The organism is Streptomyces sp. NPDC006733 (assembly GCF_040636125.1).
Taxonomy (GTDB): domain Bacteria; phylum Actinomycetota; class Actinomycetes; order Streptomycetales; family Streptomycetaceae; genus Actinacidiphila.
Map to the genome: position 1 here is coordinate 106,627 of NZ_JBEYJD010000019.1, position 16,771 is coordinate 123,397.

Sequence of the window (16,771 nt, forward strand, 5' to 3'; positions counted from 1 at the left end):
GGAGGCGCCCATGACGGACTTCGACGCGCTGTTCGGGGCCGATGTGCGGTTGCTGGGCGACTTGGAGCACGCCGAGCAGCGGGAGCGGGGCGCGGACCTGCGGACCGCGGCCCGTCCGGTGGCGTCCGACGTGGTCGACCTGCAGCGGCTGACCGGGGTGCCGGCCCTGCAACAGGCGCTGCTGCTGCGCTTCTTGACCCAGGTCGGCGAGCTGGCCCACCTGGGCCATCCGGAGTACGGCAGCCGCCTGCACGAGCTGGTCGGTGAACCGAACACCGCCGCCACCCGCAACCGCGCCAAGCTCTTCGTCCTGCAGGCCCTGCAGGGCGAACCGCGGATCGCCGCGGTCCGGGCGGTGACCGTGACGACGGATCGGCGCCGCCCGACCTGGCTGGTCATCGAGGTGGAGGTCCTGACCCTCCACGAGCCCACCCCGTTGAACCTCGTGCTGCCGATCGACCTCGGAGGGAGCGTGGCATGAACGGTGACACCGCAACGCTGATCCATCGCAGTTACGGCGCGCTGGTCGACGACATCCTCACCTCGGTCGTCGGCGGCGTCGTGAACGAACCGATCCTGTTCGACGTGAAGGTGCTGACCTACCCGCTGGCCGAGCCCGCGGGGGGCGTCCGCGGCATCACGGGCACCGCGGCGGATGCGCCGCGCACGTTCGTGCTCGACATCGACTTCACCTTCGGCGCCGCCACCAACGCGGTGATCTGGCTCGAGGACGGCATCCGGCCGGACGACGACAGCACCTTCTACGTCGACTACTTCCGCACGACCAGCCGCTCGCCGCTGAGCGACATCAACGTCGGCAGCGTCACGCGCACCCTGTCCGAGGCGGTCGGCCGGGAGATCGCGACGGTCTACCAAGAGATCAACGAGGCCTACAAGTCCGCGTTCGTCGACACCGCGACGGGCCGGTCCTTGGACTATGTGGTGTCGATCCTGGGCGTCACCCGCCGGACCGCCGAGTACGCCGAAGGCCTGGTCACCTTCTTCCGGGTCGCGGCCGTCGACGGCAACATCACCATCCCGGCCGGGACCCGGCTGGCCGGGGGCGGGGTCGTGTTCACCTCGACCCAGCCCCGGACCCTGCAGCGCGGACAGGTGCGCATCGACGTGCCGGTGCGGGCGGACACCGGCTTCGCCGGCGCCGCCGGCCTGGTGGCGGCCGGTGTGATCAGCGAGATGACGCAACCGGTGGCCGGGATCGAGCGCGTCACCAACCTCGACCCGACCATCCGCGCGGCCGCCGACGAGACCGACGACGAGCTGCGCGACCGGGCCCGGGCGGCGCTGCGGGCGTCGGGCAAGGCCACGCTGCCCGCGCTCGACCTGGTGATCCGGGAGGGGCACGGCAGACCGGTGGAGTTCTTCGACCCGAACAGCCCGCCGGCGCACCGGTCGGATCCGGGCACGGTCACGGTGGTCGTGGAGGCCGAACCGGAGCGCCTGCCCAGCCTCACCGCGGCCGTGCACGACACCCGGGCGGCCGGCGTGCTGGCGACGCTGGTCGCGCGGTACGTCCACATCACGCCACGGATCACGGCGACGGTCACCCCGGACATCTCCGAGGCGGGGCAGGACCAGATCGCCGCCGAGGTCGTGGCCGCGCTGCAAGCGGTCGTCGACGCGCTGTCCGGGGGCCAGGCCGCCGACGGCGCGCAGCTGCTCGCCGCGGTCCGGGGCGTCGAGGACATCACCGCCGCCACCATCGTGGACGTCGTCGTGGCCCGCGCCGACCTGTCCGGCGACACCGGTGACGGCACCGTGCTCGACGCGTTGCTGGCCACCGTGGCCACCGCGCCCGCCGAGGGGCTGCGCGCCGCTGTGGCCGCCGCGCTCGCCGCGGCCGGGTCGCAGGCCCCCACGGGGGCGCGGATCCCCGATCGGTCGCTGCTCGTCGGCCCCACCGGGCAGCCGGCCACCGACGCGGAGATCGAAGCGGGCACCTTCCGCGTCGTGGCGACGATCGCCGGCGAGCCGTGGTGGATCGCGCTCGACATGGCCGCCACGGACGTCACGCTGCGGGAGGCGTCCGGTGCCTAAGGCCGACCGCGTCCTGGCGAACCTGCCGCCGACGTTCCGCACGCTGGGCGACCCGTCCGCGCTGCGGGCGCTGGCGGACGCGTACGGCGGGGAGCTGCAGGCGGCCGAGAACAGCCTGGTGGCCGTGATGCGCGCGCACTGGGTCGCCTTCGCGGACGCGGGGGAGCCGGCGATCGTCGATCTCGCCCTGTTCGCGGCCCTGTACGGGCTGGCGCCGCGGGCGGACGAATCGGTCGAGGAGTTCCGGGAGCATCTCCAGCGCTATGTGCGGACGTTCCTCGACGGCACGGTCACCGTGCGGGGCATCCTGCGGGTGGCCGCCGAGGCGCTCGGGCTGCACCTCGAGGACGACGCGCTCGACTCCTGGTGGAGTCGGGACGAGCCGGTGCTGCTCACGTCCCTTCCGGACGGCGCGGACGCGGCGACGCTCGTCCTGGGCCGGCCGGCCGTCGACCGGTACGGCGCCGACGCGGCCCGCGCGACCCTCGCCGGGGACGTCGATCTGCGCGGCGGCGTCGACCTGCGCGCGAACGGCACGCTGTGGATCGCCCTCGACGGCGGCGGCCCGCAGTCGGTCGAACTGGCGGCGGGCGCCGCCGATCCCGCCCAGGTGACCGCCGAGGAGATGGTGGCCGCGATCCACGACCAGCTCGGCGTGGCGGGGATCGCCACCGTGGAGAACGGGCGGCTGCGGCTGATGTCACGCACCGCGGGCAGCACCGGGCGGATCACCGTCGACGACGGGCCGGGCGACGCCGCGGACCGCGTCCTGGGGCTGCGGCCGCGCAGCTACCGCGGGGCGGCTGCCACCCGGGCCGCGGTGACGGGCCGGGTCGACCTGAGTACCGCGGTCGACCTGACCGACCGGCGCTACTTGCGGCTGGCCGTCGACGGCCGCCACCTGGCCGAGATCGACTGCACGGCCGCCGCGGCCGATCCGGCGGCCGTCGCCCTCGGCGAGATCGTCACCGCCGTCAACCGCGGGCTCGGCCTGCCGGTGGCCACCCACGACGGCCGGTTCCTGACCCTGACCTCGCCGACGTCGGGCGCGGCCGGGCACCTCGCCTTCCAGACCCCCGCCGCCCAGGACGCGACCGCGCTGCTGTTCGGCCCGGTCGCCCCGATCACCGTGGGCGAGGCCGCGCGCAGCGCGCGCGTCGTCGGGGACCGGGACCTGGGGCCGGGGGTGAACCTCCAGGACCGGTCGCATCTGCGGTTGGCCGTGGACGCGCAGCCGGCCGTCACCCTCGATGTGGCCGGCGCGGATCCGGCCGCGACCACGCTCGCCGAGATCGTCGCCGCGATCAACGAGGGACTCGGGGACGCGGTGGCCGCCCACAACGGCAGCACGCTCACCCTGACCTCGTCGAGCCCCGGGCCGACAGGGCGCCTGCGCGTCGAGGAGGTCGCCGGGGACGTCGCCGAAGACCTCCTGGGCCTGCGCCCCCGCAGCAGCCCCGGCCACCCCCCGGTCACCGCGGCCTTCACCGGCACCGCCGACCTGTCGGCGACGGTCGACCTGTCGGCCCGCCACCTGCTGTCGCTCGCCGTCGACGGCGCCGACCCGGTGGAGGTCGACCTGCGCCGGGGCGTGTGCGACCTCACCCGCGCGGCCGTGCAGGACCTGGCGAAGGCGATCAACACCGGCGTCGGCCAGCAGATCGCGACCGATGACGGCGCCCACCTGATCCTGGTCTCACCCACCGACGGCGCCGGCGGCCGCCTGCGGGTGGCCCCCCTGCGCCGGACCGACCGCCGCCGCTTCGTCACCCGCGCCCGCGTCACCGACGACGCGGCCACGACGCTCCTGGGCTTCACCGCCCGCACCGCCGTCGGGACCGCGGGCGAGCCGGCCGTCCTGCTCGGCACCAACGACCTGAGCGGCGGCGCGGACCTGACCGTCGACCGCTACCTGCGCATCCGGCTGACCGACACCCCCGCGCCGGCACCCGGTGCCGCGGGGGAGGGCACTTCCGGGAGGGAGCGCGGCACGGTGGTGGAGGTCGACTGCGCCGGGCCGCGCCCGCGCGCCACCACGCCCGCCGAGATCGTCACCGCCATCAACACGGCCCTCACCCACCAGGCCCGTATTCCGGCCCTCGCGTCCACCGACGGCCGGACCCTGACCCTCCGGTCGTCCGCCCGCCCCGGCGGGTACACCCCGTCGATCGTGCTGGAAGCACCCCGCCGGCGCGATGCCCTCAGCGCGGTGCTGGGTGTCGACCCGGGGCTGACGCGGGGCGGCGCAGCCGGCGGTGTCCGCTTCACCGGCACCGCCGACCTGACCGCCGGAGTCACACTGCCGGCCGGCGCGACGCTCCGGCTGGCGGTCGACGGCGCGCCGGCGGTGGACATCGCCCTCGGGGATCCCGCCGGACCGGTACGGCGCAGCCTCAGCCAACTGGTCGCTTCGATCAACGTCGCCCTCGTCGCCCAGGTCGCCGCGCACGACGGCCACCACCTGCTGCTCACCTCCCCGTCCCTGGGCGCGCCCAGCCGACTGGAAGTGCTGCCGCCCAGCAGCGGGACGGACGCCAGCACCGCCGTCCTGGGGATTGCCGCACCGCGCACCTACCAGGGGGCCGCGGCCACGCCCGCCGCGGTGGTCGGCACGATCGACCGCACCGGCCCGGTGGATCTGAGTGTCGCCAACCAGCTGACGCTCGCGGTCGACGGGGGACCGGCGGTCGTCGTGGACCTGACGCGCGCGGCTGCCGACCCCGCCGCCGTGACGCTCTCCGAGGTGGCCACCGCGATCAACGCGGCGACGCCCGCACACGCGTCGCCGGTGACCGCGCCCGGCGGGCGGGTGCTGCGGATCGCCTCGCCGACCAGCGGCTTCTCCAGCCGCATCGCGCTCTCCCATACGGGCACCGGCAACGCGGGCCCCCTGCTGTTCGGCGCGCCGTCGGCCGTCGGGCGCCCGCCCGGCCCCGCCGTCCTCGACGGCGCGGTCGACCTGCTCGCCCCGGTGGACCTCTCCCGGCGCTCCGTCCTGCGCCTGGCGGTCGACGACGGGCCGCCCTTCGACGTGGACGTCGCCGGCGCCACGGCCTCGACCACCGTCGCCACCGAGATCATCGCCGCGATCAACGACGTCGCTCCGGGCCTGGCCTCCCTCGCGCCCCGGGACACGCTGCGGCTCACCTCCCCGACGTCGGGCGCCGCCGGCAGGGTCGCGGTGGTCCCGCTGCGCTTCCTGGAGGTCGCCGAGTACCCCGCCCGCCCCGCGTGGGCCTCCGGCCCCGCCGCCCACGGCACCGTCCTGCGGTTCCGCAACACCGGCGCCGGTGATGTCACCGGCCGGGTCACACTGACCACGCGGGCCGGGGTGTCCGCCCCGCGCATCGCCGACCCGGCGGCGGGCTGGTCGATCCGCGTCGGCGAGGCCATCGGCGCGGGCGGCACCCTGACGATCGAGCCGGCCGACGGCGACACCGTGCGGGCGGTCATCACCGAACACGGGACCAGCCGCCCGGCGACCCAGGTGCACACCACCGGCACCGGCCTGCTCGGCGTACGCCGGGGGGTGAACGCCTGGAGCTTCTCGGAGTGCCGCGCCGCCCGCTTCGATGCCGCGTCCTTCAACGCCGACCGCTTCGCCGGAGGCACCGACAGCGAGGAAGCGGTCTTCGACCTGAGCCGCTTCGGCCCCCAGCACGCGCACCCCGCCGCCGTGCTCGCCTCCTTGGCCCTCCGGCGCCCCACCGCCGTGCTCCGCGTGGACTGGGACGCCCACCAGGCCGGCGCGTTCACCGTCAACCTCCCGGCCGAGCTGGACGAACGCTTCGGCGGAACCTTCGGCGCCGCCGGCACCGGAGCGCCGGCAACGGGCACCGTCCGCTTCGGTACGGCCGGGCCCGAAGCGCACACCCGCGTCGTCACCGAACCGGTGACCGACCCCGACTTCCTGGTCGACCGCCTCAACGACCTGCAGACCGGCTCCCGCCTGGTCAGCGCCCGCCTGGTCGACCTGGTGCCGATCGGCTGGAGCGCGGTCGCGCTGCCCTTCCGCGACCCGGTCCCGCTCAGCGGCGGCCGCCCCGGAACACCCGCCCGGATGTTCCTGTCCGAACCCGGCCTGGCGCCCGGCTTCGTCGAGCTGTCCGCCGCCGAACCAGGGGCCTGGGGCAATCAGATCCGGGTGTGCGGCCGGGCATCGGGCCCGGCCGTCTACGACCTCGAAGTGGCCTTCCCCGGAGGCCGGTTCGAATCCGCCCGGCAGATCGTGTACGGACCGCCGCTGCCGTCGCTCGCCGACGCGCTGCTGCGCCCCGGACCGGTCGGCGTCGGCCTCGCCAAAGCGGCCGGCGTCCATGCGGACGTGACCAGGGACCGGGTCGCCGGACCCCATCCGACGGAGGAGATCTGATGACCGACACCCCGTACGTCGAACGCGCCCCCGGTGACCTGCTCACCGCGGAGGACTGGAACCAAGTCCAACTCAAGATCTACGCCGACATCCGCGCCACCGCGCAGGCCGCGGCCGACGGCGTCACCCACGTCGCCGGCGCGGACAACGCCGACCACCTCGAGGGCAAGGACCTGAACGCGCTGACCGAGGAGGTCACCCGCCGAGTGCTCGACCAGGTCCGCGGCCGGACCGGCTACCAGCAACTGTTCAAGATGCTGCGCAAGGACGACGTCACCGAACTGGAGCACCAGCTGGGCAGCTGCCCGCTGGTGGACGTCTACGAGCTGGACTACTTCAAGGTGGCCTGCCGCGAGGACGACGAGACCCGGCTGGCCTGGGCGACGTTCTACCTGCACCACCGCACCGAACGCCGCGTGCGGGTCCGCGACGCGTCGAACAACCAGGTCGCGGTCGACATCCAGCCCAAGGACTTCCCCGAACTGGGCATCCCCTTCGCCGACCTGCTCACCCGCTACCGGGTGCCGTACACCGACAGCTCGACCCTGGACGACCTGGAGACCGAGTTCTGGAAGGCGTTCTTCAAAGGCCCCAACGACCAGTTCGGCGACGACACCTACTGCCACTCGCCGTGGTTCGAACGCTGCTGCAAGCAGAACACCACCGTCGAGCAGCTGAAGGCGGGCGGCGACTGGAACGACCTGCTGTTCCAGTTCCGGCCGCGCCGGACGCTGAACTTCCCCGCAGGACCGGGCTCCGGCACCGACAACCAGGTCCCGATCCCGGCCCCGGCCAACGTGATGATCCAGCACCTGGACCTGAACCGGACCGCCGTGTGGTTCCGCGGCGACGCGGTGCACGGCGGACCCGAGGCCGGGCAGGTCGCCGACTACCTGCAGGGCGAGTACGGCAACGAGCTCGCGGTCATGATCCTGCTCAAGGCCTGACGCGATGAGGATCCGGACCCGGTACGCAGGCCGCACCGCCCCGTTCGAACAGGCCCGCCGGCTGGTGCTGCGCCGGCTCCCGGCCGGCGCGGTGATCAGCCGCGCGGTGCTGACCGTGACCCCGCACAGCGCGGACCCGGACCGGCGGTTCCTGGAGACACTCACGTTCCCCGGTCCGGCCGGCGCCTGGGGCGCCAGCAAGGCACGGCCCGACGGCGCGGTCGAGATCGCCCTGCACGCGCGCCGGACCCTGGCGGCGCTGACCGGGTCCGGACTGAACACCACCGCCCCGGCCGGCGTGCTGCTGGTGGATCTCGGCGGCGGCTTCCTGGGGGTCAACGCCTCCGGCGGCCTCGGCGCCGGGCCAGCCCTGCCGTTGAGCGACGTCATGGACCTGCCGGGGCTGACCGTGACCGGGCTGCGGGTGGCCAAGGCCGGTGCGGACATCGCCGCGCTGACCGTGGTGTCGCCGCCGAGCGACCTGACCCTCGCCGTGGAAGGCGGCCCGGTCTTCTACAGCCGCCCCGGTGAGCTGGTCGAGCCCGTCACCACCCCCGACTTCGCGACCCTGCTCCAGGGCCTGCTGCCCGAGCTCCCGATCGAGAACGGCTGCCACCGGGTGCCGATCCTCGTGACCTCCGGTTCGATCTCCCGCCTCGATCTCGACCTCGAGATCGACTACACCCTCGCGGTCAGCGCGACACCCGACGACCTCACCACCATCCAGGCGACCTACCGCTACGCCGGCACGCCCACCACCGCCCCGGCCCTCGCCGTCGCGGTGCCCCCGGGGCTGATCGCGGTACCGGGCGGGACGGCCGGGCGCGTACAGGGCGGATTCGAGGCGAGCGAAGTGGTGTTCGGGGCGCTGACGCCCCCGGCGACCGAGCACGTGGAGATCTCCGCCGCCGGACCGCTGGCGCAGCCCTTCACCCTCGACACCGCCGTGGTGACCAGCTCGATCGACCTGCTACTCACCGCGGTGACGGCCCGGGCGAGACTGGCGGTCGACGTGGTGAACGACCTGGACGGCAAACCCGGCCGCACTTCCGCGCTGAGCAAACCGGCCGAACTCACCTTGACCCGCGACACGGCCGGCTCACCGACCTGGCTGAACACGGCCCTGCCCGCCGAACTCGAGCTGCCCGGCGGCGTACGGCACTGGCTGGTCGTCCAGGCCTGCGACGGCATCGCGACCTGGGGGGCGGGAAGCGCCCCCCAGGCCGCCCTGCAGCGCACGACCGACGGGGGATTGTCCTGGCGCTCCGCCGGCGGAGCCGGAGCACAACTGCGGCTGCGCCACGCCACGCGAGCGTTCCGGATGCCGCTGGAGCTGCGCGTCGCCGCGGGCACCGACGAGGTCGCCGTGTCCCTGCAACGCTTCGCCGCCCAGGGATCGATCGACCTCGACCTGAGCTTCCCCGAGGTGGCGGGCGCGATCAACGCCGCGGCGGCCGGCCAGGGCGCGGCGCAGGCGACGGCGGAACACGCGGCCAACGGCGACTTCGCCCACTGGCACCGCGTCGGCACGACGATCGGCGGCCCGCAGCCGCTGGGCGGCGCCGAGACCCGCCAGTCCCTCGGCCGGGCCGCCGCCTTCCTGCCCGACAGCGGCACCGTGCTGCTCGGTGCACCCGACGGAGGGAGCGCCCGACTGCGCTCCTACGACGTGTTCACCCGGCGGCCCGGGTTCGACGCGGCGCTGGGCGCCGGCTACCCGGTGGCGATGGCCCTCGACGCTGCCGGAGCGCAGGCCGTGGTGGCGCTGACCGAGTTCGGCGGGGAGCTGACCAGCAGCCTGCCGGCCTCCTTCCTGCAGCTCGCGGCGACGGACACCGGCCGGCCGATCGGCGCGGCGATCGCCGTACCCGAGCAGGTGCTCGACGTGGTGCGGGTGGCCGATGGATCCGGGGTCCTGCTGCTCTGCCGGGACAGTGCCGACGACGCGGTGGCGCGCTTCGTCAGCTGGGCCGACCTGCGCGCCGGCGCGCCGGACTGGGCGCACCTGCCCGCCGACCGCACGATCGGCTCCCCGCGGGCCCTGGCGACCGGCGCGGACGGCGCCATCTACGTCCTGGCGCGGGGCGACGGCACCTCGACCCTGGTGCGGTACCCGGACCGGGCCGGGCTGGTCGGGCGGAACGCGATGACGGTCGAGCTGACCGACACCGCGCTCGACGTGGCCGTCGCACCGTCCCGGAACCAGGTGATCGTCCTCGGGCAGCAGGGCGTGCAGTTCCTGCATGCCAACAACCTGGCCCCGGTGAGCCGGTTCGACCTGCCGGCGGGCTCGACCCCGCAGTGCCTGGCGATCGATCCCGCCGACGAGCTCGGCGTGGTGATCCAGGACGGCGCCGTGCTGGGGATCGACGTGCGCCGCCGGGCCCTACTGCACTCGCCGGTCGGCGCGTCGATGACCGGCACGTCCGACGGCGCCGAGATCGTGATCGGCCCCGCCGGGACGCACGCGGTGGTGACGGTCGTCGGCACCGGGTCGGCCTCCTTGCTGACCCTGGGTCAGGCCCACCCGGTCGACTGGGAGCTGACCGCCGGCGCCGTCGAGCCCGTGGCGCTGCCCACGACCGGCGACGTGCTCGCCCTGCTGGGCGATCAGGTCAGCTGCCGCAGCACGGTGCCGCGGCCGGCGGCGATCTCGCAGGCCGTCGGGGTGCTCGCGAGCACGCGGTACCGGTTCGCCTTCGACGGGATCAGCCAGGACCAGGACGCCGTCGCCCAGCTGATCTGGCGCGGGGCGGGGTGCGCGCGCGGGCGGACCGACCGCGTGGCGATCACCTCCTTCGACCCCGACCGTGAGACCGCCCTGGACCACGTCCCCCACCACGAACTCGCGGTGACCTCGCCGCCCGGCGTCACCCAGGTCGAGATCCGGTTCTTCACCCCCGGCGGCCGGACCGCCGTGGACCACGTGACCCTGGCCGGCACCACGGACGTCGCCTCCACCCTGCCCGCCTCCTGGACGCCCGCCGGCGCCGTGATCACGCCGTCGGCCGGCCCGGGGATCACCCTGACCAACACCGGCGCGACCGACGCCCTCGTGACGCAATGGGTGCCCGTGGGCCCCGCCGACCACTTCGATCTGCGGTTGACCGCCTGCGTGAGCGGTCCCGCCGCGGCCCTGGAGCTCGTGTTCGCCGACGAGACCGAAACTCCCCTCGCCGCCGCGTCGGTGCTGCCCCTGGACCCGCTGGACTTCGCGGACCGCGCGATGAGCGGGCCCGTCCCCGCGGGCACGGCCGCCGCCCGCCTGCGGTTCGTGATACCGGCCGGCGGCGCGGTGGAGCTGACGGCACTGTCCCTGACGTGCGTCACCGCCCAGCAGGTCACCCTGCAGTTCGTCTCGGAGGCCCCGGGCGACCTGACGATGACCCGCGTCGCGGTGCGGCTCGACGAGGGCCCCGCGGTCGCCGCGCCACTGCCCGCCGACGGCCTCTGCCCGTCGACCCCTGCCGGCGACGGACCCGACGGCCAACAGTGCTACTGCGCCACCTGCGGCCAGGACCGTCCCGTCCACCGCCCGACAGCCGTCCGCACCCCCGCCGGCCGCCCCGCCGCGCTCACCGCCTGCCCCACCTGCGGCACCGCACGAGTGCGCCTCGGCGGCCGCCCACAACCCGCACCCGAGACCCCCCTCCCACGCCTCCACCTCCCGCACCGCCCGGCACCCGCCCCCGGCCCCGCCGTCGTGTCGCGGGTACGGACCGAGCTGCCGCTCACCGCGATCCGGGGAATCGGCGCCCGACGAGCCCTCGAACTCACCGAGCTGGGCATCGGCGACCTGGTCGCCCTGAGCGGCGCCGTCCCGGCGACCGTGGCCACCTTGCGCGGGGTGTCGGACGCCATGGCACGCCGCCTGATCACCGAAGCGGGCCGGCTGGTACGCGCGAACGGAGCACGCGAGATCTTCCCCACCCGAGGATGACCCGCACGGCGACCGCGACGAAACGTGTCCACCCAGCCCCACCCCACCGAAATGCCGGTGACGGCGGGGACGTCGCCCCGGCAAGTCAGCGGTCTTCGGGCGGTCCCACCCCTCGGAGTTCACACAGGCGAACGTCCATGAGGCACCCCGGCCAAGCCCGCGTCCGACGGCGCCTCCTCGCCGCGCTCGATGGCCTGTCAACCACCTGCCGGGGAATGACCGCCCACCTCGACGACTGCACCTGCGAGTGCCACTGGGGGAGCGCGGTAGACCGCGCCCAGCTCAAGATGGCGGACGCGGAGCGGAGCCTCGATCTCCTGGGGGCGCACCTGGCGAGCCACCGACTGGAGCGACACCCACCGTCCGGCCGTCACAGCCCGCCACCCCCGCCGCCTGCGCACCCCACTGGGGCGGGACCGTTGTGAAATCGGCCCACGGCTGCCCGCCGCGCCCACCGGCCTTCCTCGTCACCGGGCGGCCCGCAGACTGGCGCACGAGCGCTTCCCACCCCAACACTGTGGGGACGCGGATACGTCGGGGGGAGTACCGGCCATGGCGTCTCGGACAGAACCAGCAGGACGGAACCTGCCGGAGCGGCGCCCGGAGCTCGACGCGGTGCGGATGCTCGTCGTGTTCGGGTTGATCTTCTTTCACTCGGCGCTGGTCTTCGCCACCGATGACGATTACTACGTCAAGAACGCCCGGACCACGGACGTCGTCATGATCGTGGCCGGGTTCGCGGTCGTGTGGGCGATGCCCGCGCTGTTCCTCATCTCCGGCCTGGGCTCGTGGTACTCGCTGCGCCGCCGCGGAGCGGCCGACTTCACCCGGGCGCGGCTGCTGCGCCTGGGAGTGCCGCTGCTCCTGGGCACCGTGGTACTCAACCCGCTGCCGCAATGGCTGCGCCTGCGCGCGGCGAACGCCGACTACCACGCGTCCTACCTTGCGTTCCTGCCCCGCTTCTACGACGTGCACCTGGACCTGCCCGGGTTTCCCTTCGTCGTCCAGGGCCCCTACTTCGAGACCGGCCACCTGTGGTTCGTGGTGCTGCTGCTCACCTTCTGCCTGATGCTGGCGCTGCTCTACCGCGTACTGCCGCCCGACCGCATCCGGCCATTGGCCGACCGGCTGGCGCAGGCCGTCACCCACGCGCCTCTGACGATCTTGCTGCCGGCGCTCCCGCTCGCCCTGATCGGCGCCCTTGCCGGGATGGAGGAGAACTACGCGGGCTGGCACCACTGGGCCTATCTGGTGTTCTTCGCCGCCGGCTGCGCCCTGGCCTCCGACGACCGCTACCGCACCGCCATGCGCCGCGTCGCGGTACCGGCCGGCTGGATCGGCGGCGTGCTGTTCGCCCTGTCCGGGCCCGGCTTCTCCCTCGCGGACGAGCCCTTCACCGAGATGACCGCGCTGGGCGTGAGCGTGCGCACCCTGTTCGGAGCGGCCGGCTGGTGCCTGGTCGTGGCAATCCTCGGCCACCTCGACCGCCACCGCCTGGCCCACCCCACCACCCCGCCCCCGCCGGAATCCCCCTCCGGGCGCCACCGCGCCTACGCCTACTTGGAGGCCGCCGTCCTACCGGTCTACGTCCTGCACCAGCCCATCGTCGTCGCCGTCGCCTACTTCGTCGTCGGCCTCAGCGCCCCGATTCCCCTCAAATACATGATGATCGTGACCGCCTCCCTGGCCCTCACCCTGGCCGCCTACGAACTTCTGGCGCGCTGCATCCGGGTGCCCCGCCGCCTGCTCGACATGCGGCGCGGGCGCCGGAGCCTCCCGGCGTACCCCGGCAGCGCGCACTAGACCGGATCGGGCCGGGCGCTCTCCGAACTGGGCCCCGTGGCCCCGGCGGTGGCGTCGGGACGAAGTGCGCCCGAAGATGCGGTGTTCACGAAGCGCTGAGCTGGGCTGGACGCGGGGAGAGATGCTGAGGGCATGGAAGATCTGATCACGCAATCCACCTCGGGTGACGAGCACCGTCGAGGCCCCGCAGTCGCCGTCCTTCCCGTGGGGAGCTTCGAGCAGCACGGCGACATCTGCCGCTGATCACCGACACCGCCATCGCCTGCATGATCGCCCGCCGCATCGCCGACGACCACGGCGTGTTCCTGCTCCCACGAGCACGCCGCGATGCCGGGCACCGTGAGCATCAGCGCCGGCACGCTCTACGCGATGGTCAACGACATCTGGCGCTCGCTCGAAGCGGTCGGTGTGGCGCGGGCCCGCTGACCGTCGGCCTGCGGTGCTGAGGCCCGCCCGTTGCCGGGGCCGGATGTGCGGGGTGGGGGCCGGGCAGGCTAGGTTGCTGGGGTGAGTCTTCTGGATGATGTGGCCGAGCGCGACGGTTGGCGCTGTTGGGTATGTGACGAGCCGGTTGATCCCGACGAGTCGGTGAACGACCCGCGGGGGCCCAGCGTCGACAGCCGGACCGCCGACCGCAAAGCGAAGCTCGTCGAGCGGCTCGCGCACCGGGGGTGCAACTCCCGCAAGGGGGCGGTCAAGGTGGTCATCGCCTGGCCGGAGCGCCTGTACGTCGTCGAGCCGGCGCCGCTGCTCACCGTGGCGGGACGGCTGGAGCGCAAGGGCGGCCGCGAAATGGTGGGCCGTTGTCCGACGCGGCGCGACGCCGAGCAGGCGGCGGAGTGGCTGGTGGACCGGTTCTCCCGACTCGTGCCGGGGCTTGCGGTGACCGCCGACATCGAGCCGGGCGGCGGCCAGTTCCTCGTCATCCTGGCCACCGGCCGCCGCTGACCGAGGGATACCCGCTCAGCTGAACGCCGAGCTGAGCCCTCGGGTCGCAGTACTTCGGCCGGGTGCCGGGCGGTGAGGGCCGCGATGCCGCTGGGGGCGCGCCGATCAGGACGGGCGGCGGCCCCAGGTGGTGATCATGCCGGGGGAGAGGTCGGCGAGTTCCGGGGAGGCCAGATACGCCAGCGCCTCGTCCACGGTCGCCGCGTCCACCAGCCCGCCGGACTCCAGCGCGGGCCGCATCCGCTCCCAGGTGGCCCGCCAGAAGGCGGTCACCGGCGCGTCGGGAGTCAGCGGCGGCACGTAGATCTCCGCTCCGACCTCGGACAGCCCCTGGGAGCGCAGCCGTTGCGGGGTGTCGGTGACCCAGCTGACGTCCGTGCCGATCGTGTCGCTCAGCGCGTGCCACATCGCGGCCATGGTGCGGCGGTAGGCCGGGTGCGTGGAGTGGTCGGTGGTGAGGTCGACGGCGTCGCTGACCACGAGCCACCCTCCAGCAGCCACCCAGTTCGCGAGCCGCGCCAGCAGGGCGTCGTGCCGGGGGAGGTGCATGAGGACGAATCTGCAGTGCACGAGGTCGAAGCGGCCCGGCCCCAGGTCCGGATCATCCGGCTCCGGGCCGTCGAGGTCGGCGGTCACGGTGCGCACGCGCCTTCCCGGCGGTACCTCCAGAAACCGTGTGTCCCGATCGAGGGCGAGCACCCTGTCGACGCCTGCGATCCCGGCCAGCCAGCGCGTGACGGTCCCCGTGCCGGCGCCGACGTCCAGACAGGCCCAGCCGGGCCCGGCTCCCAGCGTGGTGAGTCGGCGGAAGGTCACGTCGTCGTACGCCAGCGCGCCGTAGTCGATGCGGGCGGCCTCGCCCTGCCGCGCGGGCGGGAAGAGGTCCTTGCCGTAGCCACCCGCGGGGGCCGGGCTCGTCGGGCGGCCGTCGCCTGCGGCGTGGGAACGCGGGGAGCCGGCCATCGGAACCTCGAAGGTCGCGTGCGGCAGGTCGTAGGCGCGGCCCACGACGTGGACGGTCTGTCACCACCATGATCCCGCGTTGTGCGGCTTCCGGCCAGCGCGGCGCCGGGCGCTGGCGCAGCATCGCCGCACTGACCGGCGGCTGTGGAGGCGAGGGCGGATCCGGGCGCCCGCCTCCCGGCCCCGCTGGAGGCGCGGAGCCGGGAGGCAGTCGACGACCGGTGATCGAGGCTGGGGCGGAGGGTCGCCTCCGCGTCGTCGGTTGGACGGGGGAGCGGGGTCCGCTCTGCACGCCCGATCGATCCCGGAATCCGTCCGGCCGCGGGGCGAGGGCTCGCAGACAGACCCAGAACAGCTCCGGCTGTCAGGACACCGGCTGGTCGGACGCGTCCAGCTGTGCGATCTCCTCTGCGGTCAGCTCGAGCGTGCTCGCCGCGGCGGAGTCCTGGATGCTGGCGGGCCGCGACGAGCCGGGGATCGGGACGACCACCGGCGATTTGGCGAGCATCCAGGCCAGGCAGACCTGCTGGGGGCTGACCCCGTGCGCGGCGCCGATCTCGGCGAATGGGGCGAACCGCGTCCCGAGGCCGCTTGCCTTGGCGATCCCGCCGAGCGGGCTCCACGGCAGGAACGCGATACCCAGTTCGTCGCACAGTTCCAGCTCCGGCTCGCTGGAGCGGAAGGCAGGGGAGAACTGGTTCTGCACGGCGGCCAGCCGGCCGCCCAGGATGTCGTTGGCCTGGGTGATCTGCGCGGGGTCGAAGTTCGACACCCCCGCGTACTGGATCTTGCCCTCGTCGAGCAGCTCGCGAATGGCGCCGACGGAGTCGGCGATCGGGACCTGCGGGTCCGGCCGGTGGAACTGGTAGAGCCCGATGGCTTCCACACCCAGTCGCTTCAGCGACGCCTCGCAGGCCCGTTTCAGATACGCGGGCGACCCGTCGAGGGTCCATTCGCCGTCCGCGGTACGGGTGTGCCCGCCCTTGGTCGCGATCAGTACGTCGGAGGTGTCGCCGCCGTACGCGGCCAGGGCGTGGGCGATGAGGGACTCGTTGTGCCCGAAGTCGTCGCCGTTGAGGCTGTACGCGTCCGCCGTGTCGATCAGGGTGATGCCCGCGTCCAGCGCCGCGTGGATCGTGGCGACCGCCTGGTCCCGGTCCGGCCTCCCCTCGATGGACAGCGGCATCCCCCCGAGGCCGACAGGGCTGACCTGGATGTCCCCGATACGGCGTGTCCCCGTGTGCGACGTGTTCCCCATGAAGAAGGTGCCTCCTCTTTCACTGTGTCCGGCAGTGCGACCGTGTGCAGTCTGCAACCCGTCTACCCATTCCGGGCGCGCAAAGCGCCCGACCGCGTGCCCTGTGTCGGCGACGGGGGCGTGCCGTCGCGCCGCCGCGCGCACGGTGGAGCGCCGGGCGGGAGCATTGTGACGGGAGCGAGTGGAGGCCGGGGCGCCGCGGCAGAAGGGTGGGGCACGAACGTCGCGACGATGAACTCCCGTGCCACCGAGGGGAGATCGACGCTCGAATTGCCCGGGGCCACCACGAGGCCGCGGCGGCCGCCGCCACGCCCTGACGAAACGCTTCACCAGGTTGCCGTCCTGAGACGCCGGTGCCGCCGAGTCTTGCCGAGATGGTTGGGCTCGGTTTTTCGATGGCATATTTCAATGGCGAACAAGTGTCGCTTCGTCCAAAAGGGGTAGCCCCGGCTGCCGTCAGCGGGCGGTGCTTCACATCCCTCATC

At 73.9% G+C, this 16,771-nt stretch carries 9 protein-coding genes and 1 pseudogene; 8 read left to right on the top strand and 2 right to left on the bottom strand.

The genetic code is table 11. The annotated features are described in order from the left end of the window. Positions 1–10: 10 nt before the first annotated feature. The 8 genes and pseudogenes from ABZ721_RS18770 (at position 11) to ABZ721_RS18805 (ending at position 14,065) form a co-directional block, all read left to right on the top strand. On the top strand, positions 11–481 hold the full coding sequence (locus tag ABZ721_RS18770; RefSeq protein ID WP_358789728.1) for a GPW/gp25 family protein: 471 nt from the start codon (positions 11–13) through the stop codon (positions 479–481). After that, on the top strand, positions 478–2,055 hold the full coding sequence (locus ABZ721_RS18775; RefSeq protein ID WP_358789729.1) for a baseplate J/gp47 family protein: 1,578 nt from the start codon (positions 478–480) through the stop codon (positions 2,053–2,055). Before ABZ721_RS18770 ends, ABZ721_RS18775 begins: the two co-directional genes overlap by 4 nt. Next, positions 2,048–6,427, top strand: a complete 4,380-nt coding sequence (locus tag ABZ721_RS18780) for a hypothetical protein (protein WP_358789730.1) — start codon at positions 2,048–2,050, stop codon at positions 6,425–6,427. Before ABZ721_RS18775 ends, ABZ721_RS18780 begins: the two co-directional genes overlap by 8 nt. Continuing rightward, on the top strand, positions 6,427–7,374 hold the full coding sequence (locus ABZ721_RS18785) for a hypothetical protein (protein WP_358789731.1): 948 nt from the start codon (positions 6,427–6,429) through the stop codon (positions 7,372–7,374). Before ABZ721_RS18780 ends, ABZ721_RS18785 begins: the two co-directional genes overlap by 1 nt. 4 nt (positions 7,375–7,378) lie before the next feature. Then, positions 7,379–11,314, top strand: a complete 3,936-nt coding sequence (locus ABZ721_RS18790; RefSeq protein WP_358789732.1) for a hypothetical protein — start codon at positions 7,379–7,381, stop codon at positions 11,312–11,314. 552 nt (positions 11,315–11,866) lie between these two features. After that, positions 11,867–13,117, top strand: a complete 1,251-nt coding sequence (locus ABZ721_RS18795; RefSeq protein WP_358789733.1) for an acyltransferase — start codon at positions 11,867–11,869, stop codon at positions 13,115–13,117. Between the two features lie 132 nt (positions 13,118–13,249). Beyond that, positions 13,250–13,513: pseudogene (locus ABZ721_RS18800) on the top strand (creatininase family protein); the annotation flags it as partial. Between the two features lie 111 nt (positions 13,514–13,624). After that, positions 13,625–14,065, top strand: coding sequence for a hypothetical protein (locus ABZ721_RS18805; RefSeq protein WP_358789734.1), 441 nt, complete (start codon positions 13,625–13,627; stop codon positions 14,063–14,065). A 105-nt stretch (positions 14,066–14,170) separates the two neighbouring features. Here the strand turns inward: ABZ721_RS18805 and ABZ721_RS18810 are convergent, their stop codons facing one another. Both ABZ721_RS18810 and ABZ721_RS18815 read right to left on the bottom strand, forming a co-directional pair. Continuing rightward, complete coding sequence (locus ABZ721_RS18810) at positions 14,171–15,073, bottom strand: methyltransferase domain-containing protein (RefSeq protein WP_358789735.1); 903 nt, start codon at positions 15,071–15,073, stop codon at positions 14,171–14,173. Positions 15,074–15,392: 319 nt separating this feature from the next. Further along, positions 15,393–16,286 (bottom strand): aldo/keto reductase, encoded by an 894-nt coding sequence (locus ABZ721_RS18815; RefSeq protein ID WP_358789736.1) that lies wholly within the window; start codon positions 16,284–16,286, stop codon positions 15,393–15,395. Between the last annotated feature and the right edge of the window lie 485 nt (positions 16,287–16,771).

Coding starts and splice junctions, on each gene's coding strand:
- ABZ721_RS18785 (WP_358789731.1), top strand. CDS start 6,427: ATGACCGACACCCCGTACGTCGAACGCGCCCCCGGTGACCTGCTCACC.
- ABZ721_RS18770 (WP_358789728.1), top strand. CDS start 11: ATGACGGACTTCGACGCGCTGTTCGGGGCCGATGTGCGGTTGCTGGGC.
- ABZ721_RS18815 (WP_358789736.1), bottom strand. CDS start 16,286: ATGGGGAACACGTCGCACACGGGGACACGCCGTATCGGGGACATCCAG.
- ABZ721_RS18795 (WP_358789733.1), top strand. CDS start 11,867: ATGGCGTCTCGGACAGAACCAGCAGGACGGAACCTGCCGGAGCGGCGC.
- ABZ721_RS18775 (WP_358789729.1), top strand. CDS start 478: ATGAACGGTGACACCGCAACGCTGATCCATCGCAGTTACGGCGCGCTG.
- ABZ721_RS18790 (WP_358789732.1), top strand. CDS start 7,379: ATGAGGATCCGGACCCGGTACGCAGGCCGCACCGCCCCGTTCGAACAG.